We start from the raw sequence: 22,848 nt of genomic DNA on the forward strand, positions 1-22,848 counted from the left end.
GGCGCGCGCGTGCCCTGAGGACAGCGCACGCCCAGGCGATCGATCAGGCGTTCTTAAGCTTGCGCAGGTTGCCGATCACCGACTCCAGCGCGCGATCGAACAGCAGCGCATCGTCGAGCAGGCGAATGGCGTTGCGGCGGAACTCCACGGCCAGCGAGTTGCGGCTCTTCTCCAGCACCTTCATGCCGGTGCGGTTGACGAACACATACTTGCCGGTCGGTTTGATGATGGCCGCCAGCTTGCAACGCAGCTTGTGCTCCTCGTCTTCCTGGAACTCGACCCAGCTGCCCACACGCAGGCTGTCTACCTGCAGCAGCGCCTCGTCGTCGTCCGGCAACATCACTTCCGGCTCCTGCGGGCGGGTCTGCCCTGGAGCCAGCAGGATGATTTCCTCGACCACCTCGACCATCGCCGGTGCGTCCTCGACCACCGCTTCCTCGGCGGGCAACTCCAGCAGCGGCAGTTCGAGGTCACCCTCGCCGCCGTCAGCCTGCACGGCCTCGGCCTGCTCGGGCGTGACCTCGGCCTCGGCAGCGGCGCGCTTGAAGCGCTGGAAGGCCTGCACATGCAGCACTTCCAGCTGGCTGAAGAACTCGCTGGTGGAGAACGGATCGAAGGCTGCGCTGGCCATGCCTTCGCGCAAAGCCTTGAGCAGGCCCGGGACCAGCTCCAGCAGCTGCAGACGGGCTTCCGGATCCTCGTGCGGCGCAACGCTCCAGACCAGATCATCCATGGTCTGCAGGGCAGCCTGCCACTCCGGCGATTCCACGCCATGCTTGAGGCAGGTGAGCATCAGCACCTTGCTCCAGGCTTCCTGCAGCAAACGCACCACCACCTCGGGCAGCGTCTTGCCCAGCAGGCGCTCGTTCAATGCCTGTTCGACCTGACGGCGGGCGAGCTCGGCCTTGGCGCTGCCTTCCTCGGCATCACGGGTGCGTTGTTCGAGCAACTCGCTGCGGCGACGCTCATCGCCCGTGAAGGCCATGAAGTCAGCGAGCAGCTCGGAGAAAATCGCCGGATCATCGACGAAGTCGTTCAGCAGACGCTGCACCACCTGTTCGATCTTCTGATACAGGCTGTCGCGCTGAGCATCGTCCTGCTCGCCCCAGCCCAATGCCGCAGAGGCAATTTCGTTGAGCAGGCGACGAGCCGGGTGGCTGCCACGACTGAAGAAGGTCTTGTCCAGCACCGCGACCTTGAGCATCGGGATCTGCAGGCGGCCGATCAGCGCCTTGAGCGAATCCGGCAGGGTGCGGTCGTCAAGAATGAACTCGAACAGCATCGACACAAGGTTGATCACGTCCTCGTCGACTTCACCGACCACACGCGCCTTGCCACTCTTGGCACTGGCACGCTCGAGCAGGTGCTCGAGCTGGTTGCGCAGGTCAAAATCGTCGAGGTTGATCTGCGCCGGCGTGCGCTGCTGCATGTGCGAGAGCAGGCGCATCAGATCGTTGCTGGTGATGGGCAGCGCATCGGCTACCTGGGCGCGGCGCGGCATCGCGCTGCCACGCACCTGGGACAACAGGTCCTGCAGCGCGCCGAAGACTTCCTGCACGCCCTGGTCGGCCCCCTCGAGCAGCGGCATGCCTTCCTCGGCAGAGGACTGCACGTAAGTGGAGGCGGCCGGGCGCGACTGGCGGCGCGGTGGCGCGGATTTCAGCTCGGGCAATACGCCGGCACTGACCAGCGCCTGGTTGGCCTCGGCATAGAGATTGTCGCAGCTGCCCAGGACGTACTTCTCGAACAGCTTGAGGATGATCAGCTTGACCTTGATCTCGACACCCAGGCCGCTGCAGGCATCGAGGAAGTATTCGCTGAGCAGGGTCGGACCGAGCGGGTTGCTCTTGTCATCCAGCTTCTTGCTGATCACCGCGTTGAGACGTGTGGTGAGATGCCCCAGCGCTGCGGCGTCACGACTCATGACCTTGGCCACCATGGCGTCCAGTGCCACGGTTTCTTCCAGTTCGTCGTTCTGCACCAGGCTGAGGCTGTCGAAGGACACCGTATCCAGGGCAGGCTGCGGCTTGCCGATCTCGTACTGGTTGAGATTGGCGAAAGACTCGAACACCTTCTGCAGGAAACCACGCTCGATGGTCTTGCGCTTGAGACGCAGGTCGCGCATGGCCTCGAAGAAGGCATTCTGCTCGGCATTGCTGGTCGCCCGATCCGCCATCTCGAAGAGGGTATCGTCGGCGTTGTCGAACAGACTCTGCAGATTCTGCTTGAGCTGTTGCGCGGCTTTGTCACGCACCTGAATCAGCGCCACGGGCAGTCTTCCTACCGGCGAAGTTGGCGATTGCTCTGCGGTGGCCTTGTTCAGGTGCACCACATTCGCGTCGGTCTTCATTCTAGTCTCCCGCAGACTGCCCGAACCCGGGCTTCCTGGTCTGCACAGCGTCAACCGAGCGTCATCCCTAACGTCAAAGGCCTGGCGTCAATAATGAAAAATGTAAAGGCATTATAGGGAGGCTGCGAGCCATACCAAGCCAATTTTTCCTACAGACATGATGCAGGTCACAGATAGCCACACGCCACCTCCAGACGGTAGCCAGTACCCGACGACCGTGGAGCCTACAGACTAACGCTGACAGCCGCGTGACGCCGCACCGGCGGTCGGGCAGAGCTCTGCTCGTCGCCCGTGGATCGAAGCGATGCCCGCGAGCGCTGTAGCCCGATGCCGTCCTGCCTCTATAATCGCCCCTCGCCTACTCCGGAGCCGATCATGCCCAACCTGACCCTCGCCGACCTCAGCAGCGAAATCGAAGCCAATGTCCGCCGCGCCCTGGCCGAAGACATCGGCAGCGGGGACATCACGGCCCAGCTGATTCCGGCGGAGCGGCTGGCCAGCGCCCGCGTGATCACCCGCGAAGCAGCGACCATCTGCGGCACGGCGTGGGTCGATGCGGTCTTTCGCCAGGTCGATCCGCGGGTCACGGTGCACTGGCACGTGCAGGACGGCGAGTGCGCCCAAGCCGAGCAGACCCTGTTCAGCCTGGAGGGCCCGGCACGCGCGCTGCTCAGCGGAGAGCGCGCCGCTCTCAACTTCCTGCAGACCCTGTCGGCAGTGGCGACCCGCTGCAGCCACTACGCCGACCTGGTCGAAGGCACCCGGGTGAAACTGCTGGACACCCGCAAGACCCTTCCCGGCCTGCGCCTGGCCCAGAAGTATGCGGTGACCTGCGGCGGCTGCCACAACCACCGCATTGGCCTGTATGACGCCTTCCTGATCAAGGAAAACCACATCGCCGCCTGCGGCGGCATCGCCCAGGCGGTGAACGCCGCCCACCAGATCGCCCCGGGCAAGCCGGTGGAGATAGAAGTGGAAAGCCTGGAAGAACTGCGCGAAGCCCTCGACGCGGGCGCCGACATCGTCATGCTCGACGAGCTGTCACTGGAGGACATGCGCGAAGCGGTGAAACTCACCGCCGGCCGCGCGAAACTCGAAGCCTCGGGCGGCATCACCGACAGCACCCTGCGCGTGATCGCGGAAACCGGTGTGGATTACATCTCGCTGGGGACGCTGACCAAGGATGTGAAGGCGGTGGATTTGTCGATGCGGTTGGCGCTGTAGATATCCAGCGCGCCTTACCCCCGCGGCAACGTACAACACCACTCAACATGGCAATGCACTGGACACTCCGCGCCGAATCATCGACAACAAGCTCTGCGCCTTGCGACCACACTCGCAAGCGTGATTGAGCACACTGCCTCCTCCTTATCCCTTCTGGCATGATGGCTCCATGAAGCCCTCACGCAGTCGAGCAGCACAGTGAACGAAGCACTATTTTCCCTGCAAGAACGAATCAATTCAGGAACTGCGGTTGTCGGCATATATGGCCTCGGCTATGTCGGTCTGCCCCTGGCGCTGCGCTTCTGCGAAGTCGGCGTGAAAGTTATCGGCTTCGACATAGATGCTCGCAAGGTAGATCTCCTGAATAGTGGGCACAGCTACATCGAGCGATTGACGCCACAGTGCATCGACAAAGCCCTGACTCAGGGGCTTGAGGCCACGACAGACTTTGCGCGCACAGCCGAGGCGGATGCTCTGATCATCTGCGTACCAACGCCGCTGAACAGCCATCGCGAGCCAGACCTCAGTTTCGTCATCAACACCGTAGAGTCGATACTCCCCCACTTTCGCCCTGGCCAACTGCTGAGCCTGGAAAGCACTACCTGGCCAGGTACCACGGACGAAGTGCTGGCCCCACGCCTGGCCAACCACGGCTTCATTCCTGGTGAAAATTGCGCTCTGGTGTTTTCCCCAGAACGCGAAGACCCCGGCAATACCCGCTACGGCACCCATGACATCCCCAAGGTAATTGGCGGCATGACACCAAGCTGCCTGGAACTTGGCCAGGCCATCTATCGCCGTGCCATTCGCACCCTGGTTCCGGTGAGCAGCACGCGTACAGCAGAGATGACCAAGCTGCTAGAGAACATCCATCGCTCGGTGAACATTGGCCTGGTCAACGAGATGAAGATCGTCGCCGACAAGATGGGCATCGATATACACGAAGTCATTCGCGCTGCGGCAACCAAGCCCTTCGGCTTCACGCCTTACCAACCGGGTCCGGGTCTCGGCGGTCACTGCATCCCCATCGACCCTTTCTATCTGACCTGGAAGGCCAAGGAATACGGCATCAACACTCGCTTCATCGAACTGGCCGGTGAGATCAACCATTACATGCCGCACTGGGTCGTACAGAAAACCGCAGACGCCCTCAACGACCATGGCAAGGCAGTCAAAGGCAGCCGCATTCTGGTGCTGGGCCTGGCCTACAAGAAGAACATCGACGACAGCCGCGAATCGCCGGCCGTGGAGATAATGGAACTCCTGCAAGGCAAAGGCGCATTGGTCGACTACGCCGACCCGCATATCCCGTGCTTCCCCAAGAAGAGGGATTATCACTTCGACCTGAAGTCCGTACTACTGAATGCACAAACCCTAGCACGCTATGACTGTGTGATCCTAACCACCGACCATGACGGATTCGACTACGAACTCCTGCAAAACCAGGCACGCGTGATCGTGGATACGCGGGGACGATTACCGCGCTCGCCCCATATCATTTCAGCGTGAACCTGGAGATGCTCTGCGGAAAACTGAAAACAGCAGACAGACCACCACTTGCCCTGACTCTGATTAATCGTTGCCTCGCCCCACTAACCTCCTGCCCCTCGGAGACACTTGTGGCACAAAACAAAGATCAAAAGCACTTCGTATTTATTATCGGCACCCGAGCGCAGCTTATTAAAGTTGCACCAGTAATCGTCGAATGCGAGCAACAAAATTTGCCGTGCACCTTACTGATGACCGGGCAGCATCTAGAAACCATGCAGGACTTGCTGGCGGAGTTCGGGATAGAAACAGAACAAACCGCTGCGACCACCGCAAAAGAGCATGCCACCGTGCTTTCCCTGATCACATGGCTGCCACGCGCCTATATGGGAATTATTAAGCAGCTCAAGTCCATAAAACTCAAACCTAAACATATCAATATTCTGGTACATGGCGACACCCTTTCCACAGTACTTGGGGCCCTGGCAGGACGTCAGCTAGGCGCGTCAGTCGTACACCTGGAGAGCGGCCTAACATCAAAACATATACTCGATCCCTTTCCAGAGGAAATCTCTCGACGCATTGTCTTCCGATTGAGCAACATCGCCATGTGCCCTAATTCAGAAACAGAACAGCACATGAGGCTAAAATATCCAAATTGCCAGGCGATAAATACGAACGGAAACACAATATTAGATGCAATAAGATTAACCGGCGTTAGTCGTGTCACTCGTCCCCAAGAGTCAAATCACATTGTCGCTTCCCTGCATCGTTTCCAAAACATCTATGACACCAAGAGACTATCGAAACTAGTAGAACTACTAGAAGAGATCGCAGACACACATACAATTTATTTTGTCTTACACCCAGCAACACGCAAGCGCCTGGATAAAACAGGGCTTTCCAAGCGCCTAGAAGAACATAAAGGCATCAAATTACTTCCACGCCTAGGTTACAGCGAGTTTCTCCGTTTGGCGGCCGAATCGGCATGCGTTCTTACAGATGGCGGATCTAATCAGGAAGAATTAGCTGCGCTTGGCGTTCCGACTATCGTGATGCGACAAGCGACGGAGCGCAGTGACGGGCTTGGCAAGAATGCGATCATGGAGGGTGAGCTCTCCGCCGGCGTGTTCAATTACATCAAAAGAAAAGAATATCGGGCACTTGACTTAGAAAACGACGACACACACTTCAAACACCCCTCCAGTCATATAATTGATTATTTAACAAGAACGCCATAGACACCAAAATCCTTGACTGGCCTTCGCCTCTTTAGCCTCAACACTTTTTAATACACAAAGCACCCCACCAAGAAGACTGAAATAGCCAGGCGCCACAGGGAGGCCGGATTAGCAAATGAAGAAGAGCACCCTGCCAAATCAAACACACATGCAGTCACTGAAACATGTCAGAAAGCATGAGCTTGATTCTGCACTTGAATACTTCCCACAACTCTCGAGTGGGCAACCGTGCCGTGTGCTGGAGCTAGGGGCTGGCACTGGCCAGCAGGCACGACACATAAGTGATCTTGGCTATAAAGTATCAGCCCTTGATTTGCCAAGCAGCAGCTACAAAGACGCACGCCAATTCCACATCGATGAATACGACGGGGAAAACCTACCTTTTGCGGATGAAACATACGATGTCATTTTCAGCTCAAACGTTCTTGAGCATGTCGTGAGCATCGACAAACTCTTGAGTGAAACCTATCGAACACTTAAGCCTGGCGGCATGGCTATCCACCTGATCCCGTCCCCTGCATGCCGCCTATGGAGCATTCTTGCGCACTACATATGGCTAATGCGCAGGGTCACATCACGCCTCATGGCATTGACCCAAAACGCCGCAGAAGCCGGCGATGTACCACGCACCCCTCAATCTAGGCGTGAGTGGCTTGGAACACTATTTCCACTCCGACACGGTGAGCGCGGAAATACACTGACCGAAACCTACTATTTTTCCAAAATCTACTGGCTTGGAAAATTTCGATCGAATAATTTCAACGTTCACACAGTCTCAGGCAACGGGCTTTTCTACACTATGGCAAATGCAACCGGGGCAAAACTTTCGATCAACTGCAGGAAGGCCTTATCCCGCACGCTCGGATCGTCCTGCCTGATCTATGTCATGACAAAAAACGAGAGCAGCCATGCCTAGCAATAAAGTCATTTTCCTAGCACTCCGCAAGATCGGATTCTGCTTATCTCCGAATGGCAGTCCAAAGTTACCAAAAACTCTCTTGCGCCGCCTGTTTCGTCATGCCCATGGAAGCGTCCAAGTGAATGACTTCGATGGAGACTTGTCCATGGATCTTGAACTGTCCGAGCATATGCAGCGCCGCATTTTCTGGATGGGCTACTACAGCGAAGATATTGCCCATCTGCTAAATGAAACCCTGCAATCCGGCATGACCGTTCTTGATATCGGAGCCAACATCGGCGAGATCACGCTGCTGGCCAGCAAGAGAGTCGGCATGCAGGGCCAAGTATTCGCCTTCGAGCCCATTGAAAATATCGCACAACAGCTTGAACGTCATGTAGAGATCAATCAGTTCAAACAAACTTATATCGAGCGTCTAGCGCTAGGCGATGCAACTGATAGTGCCTGCCCGATCTACGCGTCATGCGGACAAATAACTGATGACAATCACAACGGGCTAGGCAGCCTCTATGGCGGCAATAATGGTGAAAGCCCGGTGCAGTACATCAGGATGACAACCCTTGACAACTGGATCACCAATCACCCCTCAATCCAGCGCATTGATCTCATCAAGATCGATATTGAAGGTGCCGAGTTGGCCTGCCTGCATGGCGCAAGGGATACGTTGCTACGCTTCAGGCCGCGCCTCATTGTCGAAATCCAGGACTTCTCCGCAAGCCGTGCCGGCCATCCATCTACCGATATCCTCGATTTCCTGTCTGAGCTTGGCTACCGCTTCCAGAGCATCGGTAAGAATGGATCACTGACACCGCTAACCACAAGCAATCTGACCAGCTTCCAGAACGTGTTCTGCACTCCGACATGACTGCATCACAAAAGCGCATGCAACTATGGCTCCTGCTCAGTCGATTTGAGCAGGGTGGGTTGGAGCGTGTACAAGCCAACCTTGCCCCGGAGCTGAAAAACTCCGGTATTGATGTATCCATTGTTTCTGGCACATTCGCCCCCGGGTCAGAGACATTACTACCTGAAGGCATCCCTACGCTGGAGATTGCCGCAAACGACAAGTGGATGTTCATTCCCGGCCTGTTGCGTCAACTACGCAAGCACAAACCCGACGTAGTGATGACTACATCCAATGATGTCGCCTGCCTGCTGTTATTATTTCGCTCGCTGCTGTTTCCAAGCATGAAGGTGATTTGTACGCAGCACTTGTCTGTGTCTGCCCCATGGAAAAAAGCCAGCGGTCTTCAGCGACTCAAACACCGCCTATTGATCGGAATGATGCGCGCCCTGTGGCCGAAAGCCGATGCTCTCGTCGCTGTCTGCGACGCGCTGGCCGACGATATGCGCCGCGCACTGGAGCTGCGCGCCCCCATTCACGTCATTCACAACCCAGTAGTGCTGCCTGACTTTGCACAACAGATGCAGAAACCTATCCAGTGGCCATGGCCCGATACCTCGGTGCCAACCCTTGTTTTCAGCGGTCGCCTTGCCAAAGTGAAACGGCTCGATCTACTACTTGAAGCCTTTTCCTTGGTCACCCGGAACATTGCCGCCCGCCTGCTGATCCTCGGTGACGGGCCAGAGCGAGAACAGATTCTGGCGCTTATTGAAAAGAATGACTTGCACCATGCATGCCGACTGGTCGGCCACCACCCCAACCCTCTGCCCTGGATTCAGGCCTCCGACATTCTGATACTGCCCTCCGACTATGAAGGCTTTGGCAATGTTCTGGTGGAGGCCATGGCCTGCGGCGTTCAGGTCATCGCCACAGATTGCCCCCACGGCCCGGCTGAAATCCTTGGCCACGGTCAGTACGGCCAGCTTGTTCCCACCGGCCAGGCCGAGGCCCTGAGCCATGCCATTCAGCGGAGCCTGTCCAAAGCATTTCATGTACCTGCTGCCGAACTCATACAACGCGCGAATGCTTTCACGCTACAGCGCGCGTCAAGCGCCTACCTGCGCCTGATCCAAGAAACCTCCAATCGGCAATAACCGCATGCGCATCGCCTTTCTCTGCAAACGCCACTACACGGGCAAAGACGTGATCCATGACCGTTACGGTAGACTCTACGAACTACCAGGCCAGTTGAACCGGCTCGGGCACGATGTACAGGCATGGTGCCTTGACTATCGCGGCTACCGGGATGAGGAGCAGCAACATGACCTGACAACAAACCAGGCAATGTGCTGGAACTCCCGCGCCACACGCGGGATGCGAGTAGCGCATCTCCCGACCTACCCACTGCATCTGCTCAAGCAACTAGACACCTTCAGGCCTGACCTACTGATCGGTGCCTCCGACATTCCACACGTTGCACTGAGCGTCTGGTTAAGCCGGCAGCGTGGCCTGCCCTGTGCGATTGATCTGTATGACAACTTCGAAAGCTTTGGGCAGGCACGTATTCCAGGCTTTCACCGCCTTCTGAGATACGCCATTCGCAACGCCGACCTGATCGTTACCGTCAGTCAGGCGCTGCGCGAGAAGATCCAGCGCGACCACAAACCACATGCCCCTGTACAGGTCATGCCCAACGGCATCAATGCCAGCACCTTTGCCCCCGGCTCTCGCAGCGCCGCACGCCAGCTGCTGGGGTTGCCATTGACAGCGCCGCTTATTGGCACCGCCGGCGGCCTCTCGCGCATGAAAGGGATAGATACCCTCTACGCTGCCTGGCAGCAACTACAGCAGGTACGCCCTGAGCTGCAGCTGGTACTTGCCGGGCCACGCGAAAAAAACCTGCCGCTGCCGATCGGGTCGCGCGTTCACTACCTTGGCGAGTTAGCTGAAACGCAGGTAGCTACACTATTTCGCGCACTGGACGTTGGCGTCATCACCGTACAGGACTCCCCTTTCGGGCGTTACTGCTTCCCGCAAAAAGCCAGCGAAATGCTGGCCTGCCGACTACCGATAGTGGCTTCAAACGTTGGGGAAATGGCCCATCTACTTGCATCCTCACCCCAGGCATTGTTCACCCCGGACAATCCACACGCACTGGCGATGACCGTACTGAACCAACTGGACGCGCCCTGCCTGTCGCCCTCCCCCGCACTGAACTGGAATGATCTGGTGAAGGCACTCGAACCTGCGCTTGAACGATTGGAGCAATCGTACTCAAGGGAGCACTGATCTACTGTCTTTATGGGAGACGCCTCGTTGAACCCGCAGCACCACCCAACCACCCAATAACGCCATTGCCCATTCGGAACATGCCAGTGCCAAAGCCATGCCACGCATGCCCCAATAGGTCGTCAACAGGATGGCCGCCACGCTCAATACCACCAGGCCTGCCACCTCAAACCTCACCCTCATCCAAGGCTTACTCAGTGCCATCAGCGCGTTGCCCGCCGCGATACGGAGCGTCATACCGGGCACGGCAAGACACAACCAACGAATCACCTCCTCCACCCCTTGGTATTTTTCGCCAAGCAACCAGGCAAATAGCGGAGCACACCACCACAGCGCTACCGCCAGTCCCACACCGTAAATAGCTGTAGCGCCGAAGATCCACCGTAACAAGCGCGCGGTACGCTGCGGCTGGTCCTGCCCTTCGCGAAACAAGCGGGGCAATGCCGACAACATCAAGGCAACCACCGGCAACGTGACTGCCCCCACCACGCGCGCCCCTGCGGCGTACAAGCCCGCAGCAGGCAAGGGTAGCAGTCTGATAGACAGAGTCTTGTCCAACTCCGCAGGCACAGTTGCCGTAATGTTGAGTGCAGCATAACTGGCCGCCTCACGCAGCTCCGGCCCGCTGGGTCGGCGCCACAGGCGCAGCTGTGGCCAGCGTCGCGGGAGGCAGCCCAGCACCAGCAGAAATCCAATCGCGGTCGCCACACAATAGCCATAGCCATAGACCGTCAGTGGGTCTGCCGGTGCCAACCAGGCAACCAGGGCGGCAGCCACCAGGCGCAACGCCAGCGGTAGCGTCTGCAGCAACTGAGAACGCGCCGTATGTTCGGCCGCCAGCACCTCCATCACCACCAGCGCCGACAACGGTATCAGCAGCATCTCTGCCACGCCAAGTGCCAGCAGCACGCCCCACCCCACGCCACTGGCATGCAGCAGCTGGGTGCAAATCAGTACAAAGACAATTAGCAGCGCGCCGCCACATAGCAAAGTGGTCGGCAAGGCATACGGCAACACCTGCGCACGCCTAGCCGGGTCTTTGGACAGGGCGCCCAATAACACCAAGTGTGTACCAAAGGTAGACAGCGCTCCCAACATCACTGCCAGTGCAGCAACTCCTGCAAAGGCCCCAAATTGCTCAGGACCAAGCATCCGGGCCACCAGCAGCAAGGTACCGGCCTGCACAACCAGGCGCACCCCCAACACAGCACTGGTGCGCAGGGTGCCTAAAGCGATGGGGCCTTTGAACATGGTCAGTTGTCTTTTACTAAGTCGCCACCCATCCTGGGTGCGCGCCCTGAAATTCTATTTCCCTTGCTCGCGCAAGGCTTTGAGCCAGCGATCGATGGTTCTTTGAGTAACGTGTAGGTAATGTTCAGATATCAAACTCGCATTGACCGACGGATTCGCCCGGATAAAGTCCAGCACCTCGGTTACACCGACAGTAGCGCGCTCAGTCCATTTCTACCGGCGATAGCACATTACACCGCTACGACTGCGGCATGCCGCAATACTCAACCCTTGTCCTTGTACATCAGCGCCGTGATCTGCTCCGAAATCAGCCCCATCAAAAACACCATCACCGCCCCGCTATAGAGCAAGGCGCTCATATTGGTGAAGCGGCCAAAACTGTAAAGCGTATAGCCATACCAACCCGAGGCCAGCATCAACATAGTCAAGGCCACTGGCGCAAATATCTTTAATGGCGAATACAAAGTACCGATCTTGAAGATGATCAACAAAAAACGGGTGCCATCACGTAACAGGCGGATATGGCTTTTGCCGATACGCTGGGCAGCGTGAATCGGTACATAAGCCACCGAATAACCCGCCCGAAAAAAAGCCATGGTGCTGGTGGTGGGGTAAGAGAAGCCGTTGGGTAACAGGTAAAGAAACTCGCGAAACTTATCTGCCCGAACAGCCCGAAAGCCGGACGTGAGATCTTCGACACGGTGCCCGGTCATCCAACTGGCGAGCTTGTTGTAAAAGCCATTGGCCAAGCCACGACCTAAGCTGGCCTGTGACCCTTTCTGACGCGCGCCCACAACCATGTCGTGCCCCTCCTCGATCAATTCCAGCAGGCGGGAAACATCAGCAGGGTCATGCTGACCATCGGCATCCATAAATACAATGATCTCGCCACTCGCTGCCCGCGCCCCGGCCTTGATCGCCGCGCCATTACCCTTGCTATAGGGATGATGGACCACCGTGGCGCCAGCAGCTTCGGCAACCGCTGCCGTACCATCAGTGGAGCCATCATTGACCACTATCACCTCCGCATGTGGGCAGTGCTGGCGAATGCCGACCACCGTTGCACCAATTGCCAAGGCTTCGTTCTTGGCGGGAAGGACAATACTGATCATCATGGAGCTTCCGTGGCAGTGTTCTTGGTTTTCATAGCCTCTCTCAAGGCACCTTCCAGATATGCTATATCCTGCTCATAGGACATACGAGAACGCTTCAGTTTGCGTGAGTCTTGCTGTGCAAGTACTTGAGTGGCCTGCTCCAGCAACTCTAGCGCCTTTTCCGGATATCCGGCACTCCCCATTTCCGCAACCATGGCAAGCGCTGCATCGGCTTCCTGATAGCGGCTTATTGCCTGACTGTAATACCTATAGGCCTCTGCAGCATCGCCAATATGCAGATACAGCTGGGCACGTAGGTAGGCCACCAGACGCATAAACAACGGAAACTCACCGTACGCGGGGCTGCTTTCCATCGTATCCAGCAAATTTAGGCTATAGTGCGCGTAGTCGAGAGAATTGCTTGCAGCATCTCCACCCGTCACACGCTCTACCAGAGTACGTATACCCTTCACCGTCTGCGCATCGAATTCCTGCAATTTTAGGCGCTCACCTGCCTGGATAAAGTCCTGCTCACTGGCTTGCCCTACCCATACTTTCTGCAACAGCAGACGAGCAGTTAATAGAGAGCTTTGCGGCAAACGTCGGCTCGCTGCCAAGAGATACTCATTGGCCTTTTCATAGTCGCCATTATTCAAGTAGTGGGCCGCCAGTGCGTTGATAGCTCGTGGCGAGTTGGTAGCCGACTGAACCCAATAAAACTCTAACTTGTCGTTATCACTCCATAGCGATGCGCGCAACCAAGTCATGGACGCGAGAATACCAAGCACGACAACGGCCAGCGCCGGCAACAGCTTGAAACGAGCACTGTAAATGACGCAGTAATAGGCCAACGGCAGAAACAGAAACAGCGACGCCAGATGGTTGCGGTGCTCGAAGTACAACTCTAGCCCAACGACAGTGGATTCCATCAAGTGGGAGGCAAAGAAGAACAGTAAACCCAGACTAATCAATGGTGCCTTTTTACGAATAGCAAAAGTGACTGCCAGCAGAGCCACAAGAAAAGCAATGGCAAAGAAAGTGCTGACCGGCTCGAACAAGCCCTTGGAAATGACATAGCCATCCTGATAAAGGCCGTTGCCTTCAATTCTCGGCACGAACAAATGCAGTAGATACTCGCAGACAATTCGGGCCTCGGTCAGTAAACGCTCAATCTGATTAAAATTTCGATTGGGCCAGGGATTATCCGAAAAATCGATATAGCGGGCCAGGAGCGCGGCCACAGCCAGCGAAGGCAGCCAGAGAAACAGGGCACGCCACTGCCACGCGGGCCTCCCCTCTCTCGGCAGGCAAAACTCGATCACCAGAACCAGCAAAGGCAGCAGCGCACCATTTTCCTTACTGAAAGTAGCCAGAAAAGTTCCAGCCACCAGGCCCAAGCTCATAAAAATATATGCACGTCGCGGGCGCATCGACAACTGCAACCGGCCATATAAATACATAACGACCCCAGCCAGGCAGAACAGCGTCGCCAGTTGCGCCATACGCTGCACCACATAAAGAATGGTAGATACCATATATGGGTGCAGCACCCACAGGGCACAAGCCAGAACAGCGATATATTGAGCCTGTTTTTCACCAACACGCTTAAGGTTGCGTAGGAGCAGCAAGGTGGCCCAGCACAGCAGCAGACCGCATAAAACATGAATCAGTAAATTGGTTTGTTTAAACCAGGGAGCTTGACTAGGCCAGGCATTATCGTCCAATAGAAAAGTGACCAATGCCAAAGGACGCCCAGTAGGCCCAGCAAAGCCGCTGAATACGTAGGCCCTGAAGGTTTCCCAATCAACCACACCACCCAGATCCCCTAAGTGCTGGAGATTGGGGTAATCATCAAACAAAAAGCCCCCTGACATTCCTGGAGAGTAAACAAAGTAAGCAGCAATCAAAATTAAAAAATAGCAAAGCGATGGAGTCGCAATACTAGCAGAGCGCATACTTCCTCTCCAAAACAAAACTGCCCGCAAAAGCGGGCAGTAAGCACCTACGACTAAAGATTAGCGGCAAGAGCTCGGCAGGTACTTGGCATCGATACCGTTGGTAGCACCCGCTTTGCACTTCCAAGTAACGGCGCCAGTGCTAGTAGTCGGGCTCAGCGCCAAAGTCTTACTAGCGAGACCGCTGGCAACACCAGAGCCTTTCATAGTCGCAGTGATCAAACCATTGGCGCCCACCGCAACACTGTTGACGTAGTTACCGGAGATAGAGGTGTCGGCAGCCAGACCAGCCAGGGCATTAGTGGTCGGCATAGCCCCTTTGCTGGTCCAGTACTCGGTTACAGCGGTGCGAGCACCACCAGCCAGGCTCAGAGCTTCCGATACTTGCGAACGCGCGGTGTAGTCCTGGTAGGCAGGCAGGGCGATGGCAGCCAGGATACCAATGATGGCGACCACGATCATCAGTTCAATCAGGGTGAAGCCTTTTTGCAGTTGAGCTTTCATATTTCTCTCCTAGAAGGGTATAGGTACCGAGACCTGATCAACAGTAAGCAGGTTGCATGCCAACATCATCAGGCGGCCGAACCCGGTACATTACGACTCGCCGTACACCGCTTCGGCAGTGACAGACCACCATCACAGCGTAGATGGCAGCGCTCGCCTCCGCCTCTACATATCCTTGGCCCGATCACCTTACTCCTCATCCACTCCGCATCCCTCGCGCACCAACTTTAACTCAAGCGCAACCCCGCCCGGCACTATGTGCCGTTTTTTGTCACATCAAACTGAGCTGTTTGGCAGGCGCTAAGCGACTAGGTTATAAGTCAGGCATTGTGTTTGGAGCACGTGATGAACGAAAGCATTTCCCTTTCCGGCCTGGCGAGACAGCTTGCCCTGGCCGGCCTCATGGACGAGAAAGCAGCCCAGCAGGCTCAGCAGCAGGCCCAGCGCAACAAATTGCCGCTGGTGACCTATCTTGTGCAGAACAAGCTGGTTAAAAGTCGCGCCTTGGCTGAATTGGCTGCTGAGCAGTTCGGGGTGGCGTTCTTTGACCTGAACGCTATCGACAAAGAAGGGCAACCGCGTGACCTTGTTACCGAGAAACTAGTACGCCAACATCGCGTGCTGCCTCTGTGGCGGCGCGGCAACAAGTTGTTCATAGGCATCTCCGACCCCACCAGCCACCAGGCGGTCACTGACGTACAGTTCAGTACAGGCCTGACCACCGAAGCAATTTTGGTCGAGGACGACAAGCTCGGCGACGCCATCGACAAGTTCTTCGATTCTGCCAATAGCGGAATGGACGACCTTGCCGACGTAGATCTCGATGGCCTAGATGTCGAGGTCGTCGACGACGACAAACAGTCTGGTGACGCTGGAGCAGATGCTGATGACGCCCCCGTTGTGCGCTTCGTCAACAAGATGCTGCTTGATGCCATCAAAGGAGGCTCCTCGGACCTGCACTTCGAGCCTTACGAAAAAGCCTATCGAGTGCGCTTTCGTACCGATGGGATGCTCCACGAGGTCGCTCGCCCCCCCATCCAGTTGGCACCACGAATCTCAGCACGCCTCAAGGTAATGGCCGCACTGGATATCTCCGAGCGGCGCAAACCGCAGGACGGCCGCATCAAGATGAAGATATCCAAGACCAAGGCCATCGACTTCCGCGTCAACACACTGCCCACTCTGTGGGGTGAGAAAATCGTGATGCGGATTCTCGACCCCACCAGCGCACAGATGGGTATCGATGCCCTGGGTTATGAGGAAGAGCAGAAGGAGCTATACCTCAGCGCCCTCAAGCAACCGCAAGGCATGATTCTGGTTACAGGCCCCACCGGTTCGGGCAAGACCGTCTCGCTCTATACCGGGCTGAATATCCTCAACACTCCGGACGTGAACATCTCGACCGCGGAAGACCCGGTCGAGATCAACCTCGAGGGTATCAACCAAGTCAACGTCAATCCCAAACAGGGCATGGACTTCACCCAAGCCTTGCGTGCGTTCCTGCGCCAGGACCCGGACATCATCATGGTGGGCGAGATCCGTGACCTCGACACCGCCTCCATCGCCGTCAAGGCCGCACAGACCGGACACATGGTGATGTCCACCCTACACACCAACAGCGCAGCGGAAACCCTGACTCGCCTGCGCAACATGGGCGTGCCCTCGTTCAACATCGCCACCTCGGTCAACCTGATCATCGCCCAGCGCCTGGCACGCAAGCTGTGCAGCACCTGCAAAAAAGAAGTCGACGTACCACGCGATACCCTGCTGGCCGAAGGTTTCCCCGAAGACAAGATCGGCACCTTCAAGATCTACGGCCCGGTTGGCTGCGATAATTGCAAGGGCGGCTACAAGGGTCGTGTCGGTATTTATGAAGTGGTTAAAAACACGGCCAACCTGCAGCGGATTATCATGGAGGAAGGCAACTCCATCGATATCGCCACACAGATGCGTAAAGACGGCTTTAATGATCTACGCACCTCCGCTTTGCTCAAGGCCATGCAAGGGGTTACCAGCCTTGAGGAAGTCAACCGCGTGACCAAGGATTAACCATGGCGGAAAAAGCTCTAAAAACCAGCGCGTTCAAGTGGGAAGGCAAAGATCGACGCGGCGCCGCCGTCAAGGGCGTCATGAATGGCCAGAATCCTGCGTTGGTCAAGGCACAGCTGCGCAAGCAGGGTATCAACCCGACCAAGGTGCGCAAGGAATCTTCTCTGTCCTTCGGCAAGGGCAAGAAGGTCAAGCCGATGGATATCGCCCTGTTTACCCGACAGATGGCGACCATGATGAAGGCCGGCGTACCACTACTGCAGTCTTTCGACATCATCTCCGAAGGGTTCGACAACCCAAACATGCGCAAGCTGGTGGACGAGGTGAAGCAGGAGGTGGCTGCAGGCAACAGCTTCGCGGCCTCGCTACGCAAGAAGCCCGAGTACTTCGACGAACTTTACTGCAACTTGGTGGAATCTGGCGAACAGGCCGGTGCCTTGGAAAACCTGCTGGATCGTATCGCCACCTACAAGGAAAAGACAGAGGCACTCAAAGCCAAGATCAAGAAGGCAATGAACTACCCCATAGCTGTAGTCGTGGTAGCTGTCATCGTATCTGCGATATTGCTAATCAAAGTTGTCCCTCAGTTTGAAGAGGTCTTCGCAAACTTTGGCGCAGAGCTTCCTGCCTTTACCCTTATGGTCATTGGAATATCTCAAGTTCTTCAAAAATGGTGGTTCATATTCCTAATCGGCATCTTCGCTACAGCTTTTGCGTTCAAAGAGGCGATAAAACGCTCCCAAAAGCTTCGAGATTCGATAGACCGAGGCGTGCTAAAGCTGCCTATCGTTGGCGACATCCTTTACAAATCTGCTGTAGCACGCTTCGCACGCACATTGTCCACTACATTTGCGGCTGGCGTACCGTTAGTAGATGCGCTGGACTCTGTTGCCGGAGCAACCGGCAATATCGTATTCAAGAATGCCACCAATAAAATCAAGGCGGATGTTTCAACCGGCATGCAATTGAACTTCTCCATGCGCACTACTGGAACGTTCCCCAGCATGGCCATCCAAATGACCGCGATTGGTGAGGAGTCTGGCTCGCTGGATGAAATGTTGGACAAGGTCGCCAGTTTCTATGAAGCAGAGGTGGACAACATGGTCGACGGCCTCACCAGCTTGATGGAACCCATCATCATGTCCGTACTGGGTGTGCTAGTTGGCGGCCTGATCATCGCCATGTACCTGCCAATCTTCCAGTTGGGCTCTGTGGTCTAAATGCTCATTGTCGACTTTCTGGCCAGCCATGCGCTGGCCTTTATTTTGTGTGTTGTCCTACTTGGCTTGCTGGTAGGCAGCTTCCTCAACGTCGTGATCTACCGTCTGCCGAAGATGCTTCAACGCGACTGGCAAGCCCAGGCCCGCGAGGTGCTGGAGATGCCACCGGTACCTCAAGCAGAGACATTCAACCTGGTGCTGCCCAATTCCTGCTGCCCGCAATGCGGCCATGAGATAAAGCCCTGGGAGAACGTGCCGGTCATCAGCTACCTGTTCCTGCGTGGCAAATGCTCGAACTGCAAGACGCCCATCAGCAAGCGCTACCCTCTGGTGGAGCTGGCCTGCGGCGTGCTGTCCGGCTATATCGCCTGGCACTTCGGTTTCACCTGGCAGACCGGCGCCATGCTGGCGCTGACCTGGGGCCTGCTGGCGATGAGCCTGATCGACGCCGACCACCAGATCCTGCCGGACATTCTGGTACTGCCGCTGCTGTGGCTGGGCCTGATCGTCAACTGCTTCGGCCTGTTCACCAGCCTGGAAGACGCACTCTGGGGCGCCATTGCCGGCTACCTGAGCCTGTGGTCGGTGTACTGGCTGTTCAAGCTGGTCACCGGCAAGGAAGGCATGGGCTACGGCGACTTCAAGCTCCTGGCGATGCTTGGCGCCTGGGGTGGCTGGCAGATTCTGCCGCTGACCATCCTCCTGTCTTCGCTGGTTGGCGCGGTGCTTGGCGTGATCCTGCTGCGCATGCGCGGCAGCGACTCCAGCACGCCGATGCCCTTCGGCCCCTATCTGGCCATTGCCGGCTGGATCGCGCTGCTGTGGGGCGATGTGATTACCGGCAGCTACCTGAAGTTCGCCGGCTTCTAGGAATCCATACCGCCCCCAAGATCCACACTGCATGACGCTGACTCCTGCAGGAGTCAGCTCGCCAGCGATACGCACGCTCATCCGCTCGCCAGCAGGTATGCATCTACTGACTGTTCGCCTCACCCGGCAATCCCCCTTACAATCGCGCCCTTGAGCAATCACGGGACCGCATCGGCGTTATGAAACCCTGGATACTTGGCCTCACCGGCGGCATCGGCAGCGGCAAGAGCGCCGTGGCGCAAGGCTTCATCGAACGCGGCATACATGTGGTCGATGCCGATCACGCGGCGCGCTGGGTCGTGGAGCCGGGACGACCGGCGCTGGCCAGGATCGTCGAGCATTTCGGCAACGGTGTGCTGCAGGCGAATGGAGAACTGGACCGCGCTGCGCTGCGCAAGCTGATCTTCACCGACCCGGAGCAACGCCGCTGGCTGGAAAGCCTGCTGCACCCACTGATCGGCCAGGAAATCGTGCAGGTCCTGGCGCGCGCCGAGTCACCCTACGCCATCCTGGTGTCGCCGCTGCTGGTGGAGTCCGGCCAGCGCCATATGACGCAGCGTATTCTGGTCGTCGACACGCCCGCTGACCTGCAGGTGCAACGCACCATCGCCCGCGACCAGAGCTCCGAGGAGCAGGTACGCGCCATCATGCAGGCACAGGCCAGCCGCGAGGAGCGGCTGCGGCATGCCGACGACGTGCTGAACAACGATCGCGACCTGGCCTGGCTCGATGCGGAAGTCGAGCGTCTGCACACCCTCTATCTGACCCTGCGCGGAGGCCAATCATGACCACCACCGTTCAATGCCCTACCTGCGGCGCGCCCGTCGAATGGAAAGCGGAAAGCACCTACCGCCCCTTCTGCTGCGAACGCTGCAAACTGATCGACCTGGGCGCCTGGGCTGCGGAAGAACACGCCATCCCCGGCGACAATCTGGAAGACGAGCTGTTCAGCGGCGACCTGCCGACGCGACCACACTGAGCAGCAACCGCCTGGCCGAGCAGCCCGTCGCTCGAAACGGTTCCCCGCTGCCGCTCAAGGACGCATGAAAGCGTAGTCACGCTCCTCGTCGAGGTTGTCGGCAAGAAACTGCAGCTCGTGCGCCAGCTCCTGCGCGTCGCGCGACGCCTTGTTCAGCTGCACCACCTCCGCCAGCAACGCACGCAGCACCATCAGCCGATCGAAGCCCTGCGCCTCGGCCTCACGCAGGTCGTCGCCAAGGGCGTCTCTGGCCCACTTGTAAATGCTCATGCCGCAGCCTCCCGTAGTTTTTCACAGCATGGCGCACGCCCCTGCCCGGGCATTGACTCGCGTCAACGCCTGGCCCGCCATTCAGGCGCTCGATGCAGCGCCATTCACTCGCCGCGATCGCCTTCCTTCCAGGGCGCCTGCAGGTAGCGACTGCGATTGAAGGTCTCCAGCCAGTCGGGATAGAACACCACCAGTGCCGTGACGATCGTGCCGTTGATGAAGGCCTCGGGAAACGCCACCAGCCACAGGTACCCGGCAAAGTCATCGAGCCACGGCGGCATCGGGTACAGGCCATCCATCCACAGCAATGCCAGACCACCGAGCAAGGTCATCAGGGTGGCCAGTGCCGCGGGAAAGAAGCCGCAGAAGAAGATGTAGACGAACAGATTGCGGGGCTGCGCGCGCTCCACCCGTATCGCGCACAGCTCGGTCACCAGCACCGGGATCAGCACCAGCAGCACGCCATTGACGCCAAGCGCGGCCAGATCCAGACGCCCCATGACCAGCAACCCCATCTGCGCTGCCAGGCCTGCCAGTATCGCCAGGGGCCAGTCCAGCAACAGGGTGACCGCCGTCATGCCGATGAAGTGGTAGGACAGCCCCGAGTCGAAATCGCGACGCACCAGCCAGAGCAGGACCAACCCCAGCATCGTGCCGAACAGCAGGTGCTGGCGGCGCAGATCGCTGAACAGCTCCAGCCAGGGCGCGCGCACCAGTGCCCAGAGCAGCGCCAGCGCATAGATCAGCCAACCGCCCAGCAATGTGCTGAACGCCAACAGCTCAGAAGCGATCATGGGGTCTCGACCTTCCTTTCCGTTCGTCGCGCGCAGGGTTTGCCAGGCAGTCTACACCGCCTCAGAACGCCTGTTCAGACACCTGGCGCATCGCCCCGTGCAACGGCTAAGCTTCGGTGATGGACGATTCCGACTACCTGCGTCTGCTCACGCATCAGGCCGAACAGGCCAACGCCTTCCTCTCCAACGCCAGGAAATGGGAGCGTGAACGCTGGGTCTGCCAGCGCCTGCTGCAGGCACTGAACGTGCGCCACCACAGCGACGACTTCAACCCGAGCGGCCAGGAACCGCCCGACGTGCTGTTTCGCGAGGCCAACTTCGAAGTGTTCTTCGTCCTCGACGAGGGTCGGCGCCTCAACGACGAATGGCGAGCCGAGCTGGAGCGCCGTCGCAGCGCCTTTTCCCTGAGCCAGCTGGTGCGCCGCGAAGCCCGCCCCAAGCGCATTCCCGCCAGCGAAATGCAGGCGCGCCTGGCCCCGACCTTGCGCAAGAAGGCACACAACTACCGCGAGCGCGGCATTGACCTGGGCGAGCTGGACCTGGTCGCGTTCGTCAGCCTCAAGCGGGCCGTGCTGGACTGCAACAGCCATTTCCCACCGCCCACCGAGTACCTGCGCCAGGGCTGGCGCTCGCTGTCGCTGGTCGGTCCGCGCTTCGCCCGCGTGCTGTTCGCCCACCCGGACGCCCCGGATTTCCTGCGCCACAACCTGGGCCGCAGCGTGCTGTTCGACATCGGTATCGGCCTGTGAGCCCGCTGCAGGAACTGCTGGCCGATGTGCCGCAAAGCGGACGCGTGCGCTGGATTGGCGTGCGCCCCAAGCCACGGGAAGCCATGCTCGAAGTCGAAGCCGTCGAGGCCCGCCGTGAAGCCGGCCTGACCGGCGACCACAGCCGCCCCGGACCACGCAACGCACGGCAGGTCACCCTGATCCAGTGGGAGCACCTGGCCGTGGTCGCCGCCCTGCTCGGCCGCGACACGCCACTGCCGCCGGACGAGCTACGGCGCAATATCGCGGTCGCCGGCATCAACCTGTTCAGCCTCAAGGGCCGCTATTTCCGCATCGGCCAGGCGCTCCTGCAGACCACCGGCTGGTGCCAGCCCTGCGCGCGCCTCGAGGAGCGCCTTGACCGTGGCACCTTCCAGGCCATGCGCGGCCATGGCGGCATCACCGCACGGGTGATCGAGGGCGGCATCATTCGCCTCGACGACAGCGTGCGAGTCGAAATCCTCGACAACCTTTCTGACCCGCAGGACAACGACGCTCGCCAAGGCTGGCGGGCGCGCCTAGAATAGCCGCATTCACGCAGAGGCCCTTCCATGACCAGCCGCCTGAGCCCCGAAGACCAGCAGAAAGTCGATCAGTACCTGAGTGCGCCGCAGCATCAGGTCGAGCGTCAGCCCTTTCGCGTCTGGCGCCTGCTCACCATCGTGCTGATCGCCGTCATCGGCCTGGGCCTGCTGAGCCGCTTTCTGAGTCGACTGGTGCTATGAGCTGCCTCGCGCTCG

22 protein-coding genes are annotated in these 22,848 nt (G+C 58.1%); 15 read left to right on the top strand and 7 right to left on the bottom strand.

All coding sequences use genetic code 11. The features are described from left to right. Positions 1–43 precede the first annotated feature (43 nt). Positions 44–2,350 (bottom strand): DUF1631 domain-containing protein, encoded by a 2,307-nt coding sequence (locus EPK82_RS13800; protein ID WP_134676916.1) that lies wholly within the window; start codon positions 2,348–2,350, stop codon positions 44–46. A 375-nt stretch (positions 2,351–2,725) separates the two neighbouring features. Between EPK82_RS13800 and nadC the strand changes: the two genes are divergently transcribed. The 7 genes from nadC (at position 2,726) to EPK82_RS13835 (ending at position 10,355) form a co-directional block, all read left to right on the top strand. Continuing rightward, positions 2,726–3,574 (top strand): carboxylating nicotinate-nucleotide diphosphorylase, encoded by an 849-nt coding sequence (nadC, locus tag EPK82_RS13805; RefSeq protein ID WP_134676917.1) that lies wholly within the window; start codon positions 2,726–2,728, stop codon positions 3,572–3,574. 198 nt (positions 3,575–3,772) lie between these two features. Beyond that, on the top strand, positions 3,773–5,083 hold the full coding sequence (locus EPK82_RS13810; protein WP_134676918.1) for a nucleotide sugar dehydrogenase: 1,311 nt from the start codon (positions 3,773–3,775) through the stop codon (positions 5,081–5,083). A 110-nt stretch (positions 5,084–5,193) separates the two neighbouring features. Then, complete coding sequence (locus EPK82_RS13815) at positions 5,194–6,303, top strand: UDP-N-acetylglucosamine 2-epimerase (protein WP_167494352.1); 1,110 nt, start codon at positions 5,194–5,196, stop codon at positions 6,301–6,303. Between the two features lie 115 nt (positions 6,304–6,418). Further along, positions 6,419–7,219 (top strand): class I SAM-dependent methyltransferase, encoded by an 801-nt coding sequence (locus EPK82_RS13820; RefSeq protein WP_134676920.1) that lies wholly within the window; start codon positions 6,419–6,421, stop codon positions 7,217–7,219. A gap of 148 nt (positions 7,220–7,367) precedes the next feature. Beyond that, positions 7,368–8,087 carry an FkbM family methyltransferase gene (locus EPK82_RS13825; protein ID WP_167494353.1) on the top strand — a complete coding sequence of 240 codons (720 nt, stop codon included), beginning with the start codon at positions 7,368–7,370 and terminating at the stop codon, positions 8,085–8,087. Continuing rightward, complete coding sequence (locus tag EPK82_RS13830; RefSeq protein ID WP_134676922.1) at positions 8,084–9,220, top strand: glycosyltransferase; 1,137 nt, start codon at positions 8,084–8,086, stop codon at positions 9,218–9,220. The genes EPK82_RS13825 and EPK82_RS13830 overlap by 4 nt, the downstream gene beginning before the upstream one ends. A 4-nt stretch (positions 9,221–9,224) precedes the next feature. Then, positions 9,225–10,355 (top strand): glycosyltransferase family 4 protein, encoded by a 1,131-nt coding sequence (locus EPK82_RS13835; RefSeq protein WP_134676923.1) that lies wholly within the window; start codon positions 9,225–9,227, stop codon positions 10,353–10,355. Here the strand turns inward: EPK82_RS13835 and EPK82_RS13840 are convergent. The 4 genes from EPK82_RS13840 to EPK82_RS13855 form a co-directional block, all read right to left on the bottom strand. Further along, positions 10,341–11,606, bottom strand: coding sequence for a lipopolysaccharide biosynthesis protein (locus EPK82_RS13840; protein ID WP_134676924.1), 1,266 nt, complete (start codon positions 11,604–11,606; stop codon positions 10,341–10,343). The genes EPK82_RS13835 and EPK82_RS13840 overlap by 15 nt on opposite strands. A 263-nt stretch (positions 11,607–11,869) precedes the next feature. After that, complete coding sequence (locus tag EPK82_RS13845; protein ID WP_134676925.1) at positions 11,870–12,721, bottom strand: glycosyltransferase family 2 protein; 852 nt, start codon at positions 12,719–12,721, stop codon at positions 11,870–11,872. Further along, positions 12,718–14,655 carry a tetratricopeptide repeat protein gene (locus EPK82_RS13850; protein ID WP_208651143.1) on the bottom strand — a complete coding sequence of 646 codons (1,938 nt, stop codon included), beginning with the start codon at positions 14,653–14,655 and terminating at the stop codon, positions 12,718–12,720. The genes EPK82_RS13845 and EPK82_RS13850 overlap by 4 nt, the downstream gene beginning before the upstream one ends. A gap of 60 nt (positions 14,656–14,715) precedes the next feature. Then, complete coding sequence (locus EPK82_RS13855) at positions 14,716–15,159, bottom strand: pilin (RefSeq protein ID WP_134676926.1); 444 nt, start codon at positions 15,157–15,159, stop codon at positions 14,716–14,718. A 345-nt stretch (positions 15,160–15,504) separates the two neighbouring features. Here EPK82_RS13855 and pilB point away from each other — a divergent pair, with 345 nt between their 5' ends. From pilB to yacG, 5 genes are all read left to right on the top strand, one after another. Then, positions 15,505–17,208, top strand: coding sequence for a type IV-A pilus assembly ATPase PilB (gene pilB, locus EPK82_RS13860; protein ID WP_134676927.1), 1,704 nt, complete (start codon positions 15,505–15,507; stop codon positions 17,206–17,208). A gap of 2 nt (positions 17,209–17,210) precedes the next feature. Further along, entirely contained in the window at positions 17,211–18,428 is a 1,218-nt protein-coding gene (locus EPK82_RS13865; protein WP_134676928.1) for a type II secretion system F family protein, read from the top strand. Beyond that, positions 18,429–19,298: a prepilin peptidase gene (locus tag EPK82_RS13870; protein WP_134676929.1), complete on the top strand. Its 870-nt coding sequence runs from the start codon at positions 18,429–18,431 to the stop codon at positions 19,296–19,298. A gap of 179 nt (positions 19,299–19,477) precedes the next feature. Continuing rightward, complete coding sequence (coaE, locus tag EPK82_RS13875; protein ID WP_134676930.1) at positions 19,478–20,086, top strand: dephospho-CoA kinase; 609 nt, start codon at positions 19,478–19,480, stop codon at positions 20,084–20,086. After that, complete coding sequence (yacG, locus tag EPK82_RS13880) at positions 20,083–20,277, top strand: DNA gyrase inhibitor YacG (protein ID WP_037046227.1); 195 nt, start codon at positions 20,083–20,085, stop codon at positions 20,275–20,277. Before coaE ends, yacG begins: the two co-directional genes overlap by 4 nt. A 54-nt stretch (positions 20,278–20,331) precedes the next feature. Here the strand turns inward: yacG and EPK82_RS13885 are convergent, their stop codons facing one another. Both EPK82_RS13885 and EPK82_RS13890 read right to left on the bottom strand, forming a co-directional pair. Continuing rightward, positions 20,332–20,547, bottom strand: coding sequence for a hypothetical protein (locus tag EPK82_RS13885; protein WP_134676931.1), 216 nt, complete (start codon positions 20,545–20,547; stop codon positions 20,332–20,334). Between the two features lie 104 nt (positions 20,548–20,651). Continuing rightward, positions 20,652–21,341 (bottom strand): energy-coupling factor ABC transporter permease, encoded by a 690-nt coding sequence (locus tag EPK82_RS13890; RefSeq protein WP_134676932.1) that lies wholly within the window; start codon positions 21,339–21,341, stop codon positions 20,652–20,654. Positions 21,342–21,460: 119 nt separating this feature from the next. On the opposite strand from EPK82_RS13890, the gene EPK82_RS13895 reads away from it, so the two are divergent. The 3 genes from EPK82_RS13895 to EPK82_RS13905 are packed head-to-tail and all read left to right on the top strand — an operon-like array spanning position 21,461 to position 22,833. Further along, positions 21,461–22,090 carry a DUF1780 domain-containing protein gene (locus EPK82_RS13895; RefSeq protein WP_037046220.1) on the top strand — a complete coding sequence of 210 codons (630 nt, stop codon included), beginning with the start codon at positions 21,461–21,463 and terminating at the stop codon, positions 22,088–22,090. Further along, positions 22,087–22,635 (top strand): MOSC domain-containing protein, encoded by a 549-nt coding sequence (locus EPK82_RS13900; protein ID WP_134676933.1) that lies wholly within the window; start codon positions 22,087–22,089, stop codon positions 22,633–22,635. The genes EPK82_RS13895 and EPK82_RS13900 overlap by 4 nt, the downstream gene beginning before the upstream one ends. A gap of 24 nt (positions 22,636–22,659) precedes the next feature. After that, complete coding sequence (locus EPK82_RS13905) at positions 22,660–22,833, top strand: DUF3094 domain-containing protein (protein WP_037046215.1); 174 nt, start codon at positions 22,660–22,662, stop codon at positions 22,831–22,833. The last annotated feature ends 15 nt before the right edge of the window (positions 22,834–22,848 follow it).

The organism is Ectopseudomonas khazarica, from assembly GCF_004521985.1.
Lineage (GTDB): Bacteria > Pseudomonadota > Gammaproteobacteria > Pseudomonadales > Pseudomonadaceae > Aquipseudomonas > Aquipseudomonas khazarica.

Excerpts from the sequence above, each read along its gene's own strand:
- nadC (WP_134676917.1), top strand. The coding sequence starts at position 2,726 with ATGCCCAACCTGACCCTCGCCGACCTCAGCAGCGAAATCGAAGCCAAT.
- coaE (WP_134676930.1), top strand. The coding sequence starts at position 19,478 with ATGAAACCCTGGATACTTGGCCTCACCGGCGGCATCGGCAGCGGCAAG.
- EPK82_RS13895 (WP_037046220.1), top strand. The coding sequence starts at position 21,461 with ATGGACGATTCCGACTACCTGCGTCTGCTCACGCATCAGGCCGAACAG.
- EPK82_RS13870 (WP_134676929.1), top strand. The coding sequence starts at position 18,429 with ATGCTCATTGTCGACTTTCTGGCCAGCCATGCGCTGGCCTTTATTTTG.
- EPK82_RS13905 (WP_037046215.1), top strand. The coding sequence starts at position 22,660 with ATGACCAGCCGCCTGAGCCCCGAAGACCAGCAGAAAGTCGATCAGTAC.
- EPK82_RS13825 (WP_167494353.1), top strand. The coding sequence starts at position 7,368 with ATGGATCTTGAACTGTCCGAGCATATGCAGCGCCGCATTTTCTGGATG.
- EPK82_RS13830 (WP_134676922.1), top strand. The coding sequence starts at position 8,084 with ATGACTGCATCACAAAAGCGCATGCAACTATGGCTCCTGCTCAGTCGA.
- EPK82_RS13835 (WP_134676923.1), top strand. The coding sequence starts at position 9,225 with ATGCGCATCGCCTTTCTCTGCAAACGCCACTACACGGGCAAAGACGTG.
- EPK82_RS13820 (WP_134676920.1), top strand. The coding sequence starts at position 6,419 with ATGAAGAAGAGCACCCTGCCAAATCAAACACACATGCAGTCACTGAAA.
- EPK82_RS13840 (WP_134676924.1), bottom strand. The coding sequence starts at position 11,606 with ATGTTCAAAGGCCCCATCGCTTTAGGCACCCTGCGCACCAGTGCTGTG.
- EPK82_RS13885 (WP_134676931.1), bottom strand. The coding sequence starts at position 20,547 with ATGAGCATTTACAAGTGGGCCAGAGACGCCCTTGGCGACGACCTGCGT.
- pilB (WP_134676927.1), top strand. The coding sequence starts at position 15,505 with ATGAACGAAAGCATTTCCCTTTCCGGCCTGGCGAGACAGCTTGCCCTG.
- EPK82_RS13845 (WP_134676925.1), bottom strand. The coding sequence starts at position 12,721 with ATGATGATCAGTATTGTCCTTCCCGCCAAGAACGAAGCCTTGGCAATT.
- EPK82_RS13800 (WP_134676916.1), bottom strand. The coding sequence starts at position 2,350 with ATGAAGACCGACGCGAATGTGGTGCACCTGAACAAGGCCACCGCAGAG.
- EPK82_RS13865 (WP_134676928.1), top strand. The coding sequence starts at position 17,211 with ATGGCGGAAAAAGCTCTAAAAACCAGCGCGTTCAAGTGGGAAGGCAAA.
- EPK82_RS13855 (WP_134676926.1), bottom strand. The coding sequence starts at position 15,159 with ATGAAAGCTCAACTGCAAAAAGGCTTCACCCTGATTGAACTGATGATC.
- EPK82_RS13890 (WP_134676932.1), bottom strand. The coding sequence starts at position 21,341 with ATGATCGCTTCTGAGCTGTTGGCGTTCAGCACATTGCTGGGCGGTTGG.
- yacG (WP_037046227.1), top strand. The coding sequence starts at position 20,083 with ATGACCACCACCGTTCAATGCCCTACCTGCGGCGCGCCCGTCGAATGG.
- EPK82_RS13850 (WP_208651143.1), bottom strand. The coding sequence starts at position 14,655 with ATGCGCTCTGCTAGTATTGCGACTCCATCGCTTTGCTATTTTTTAATT.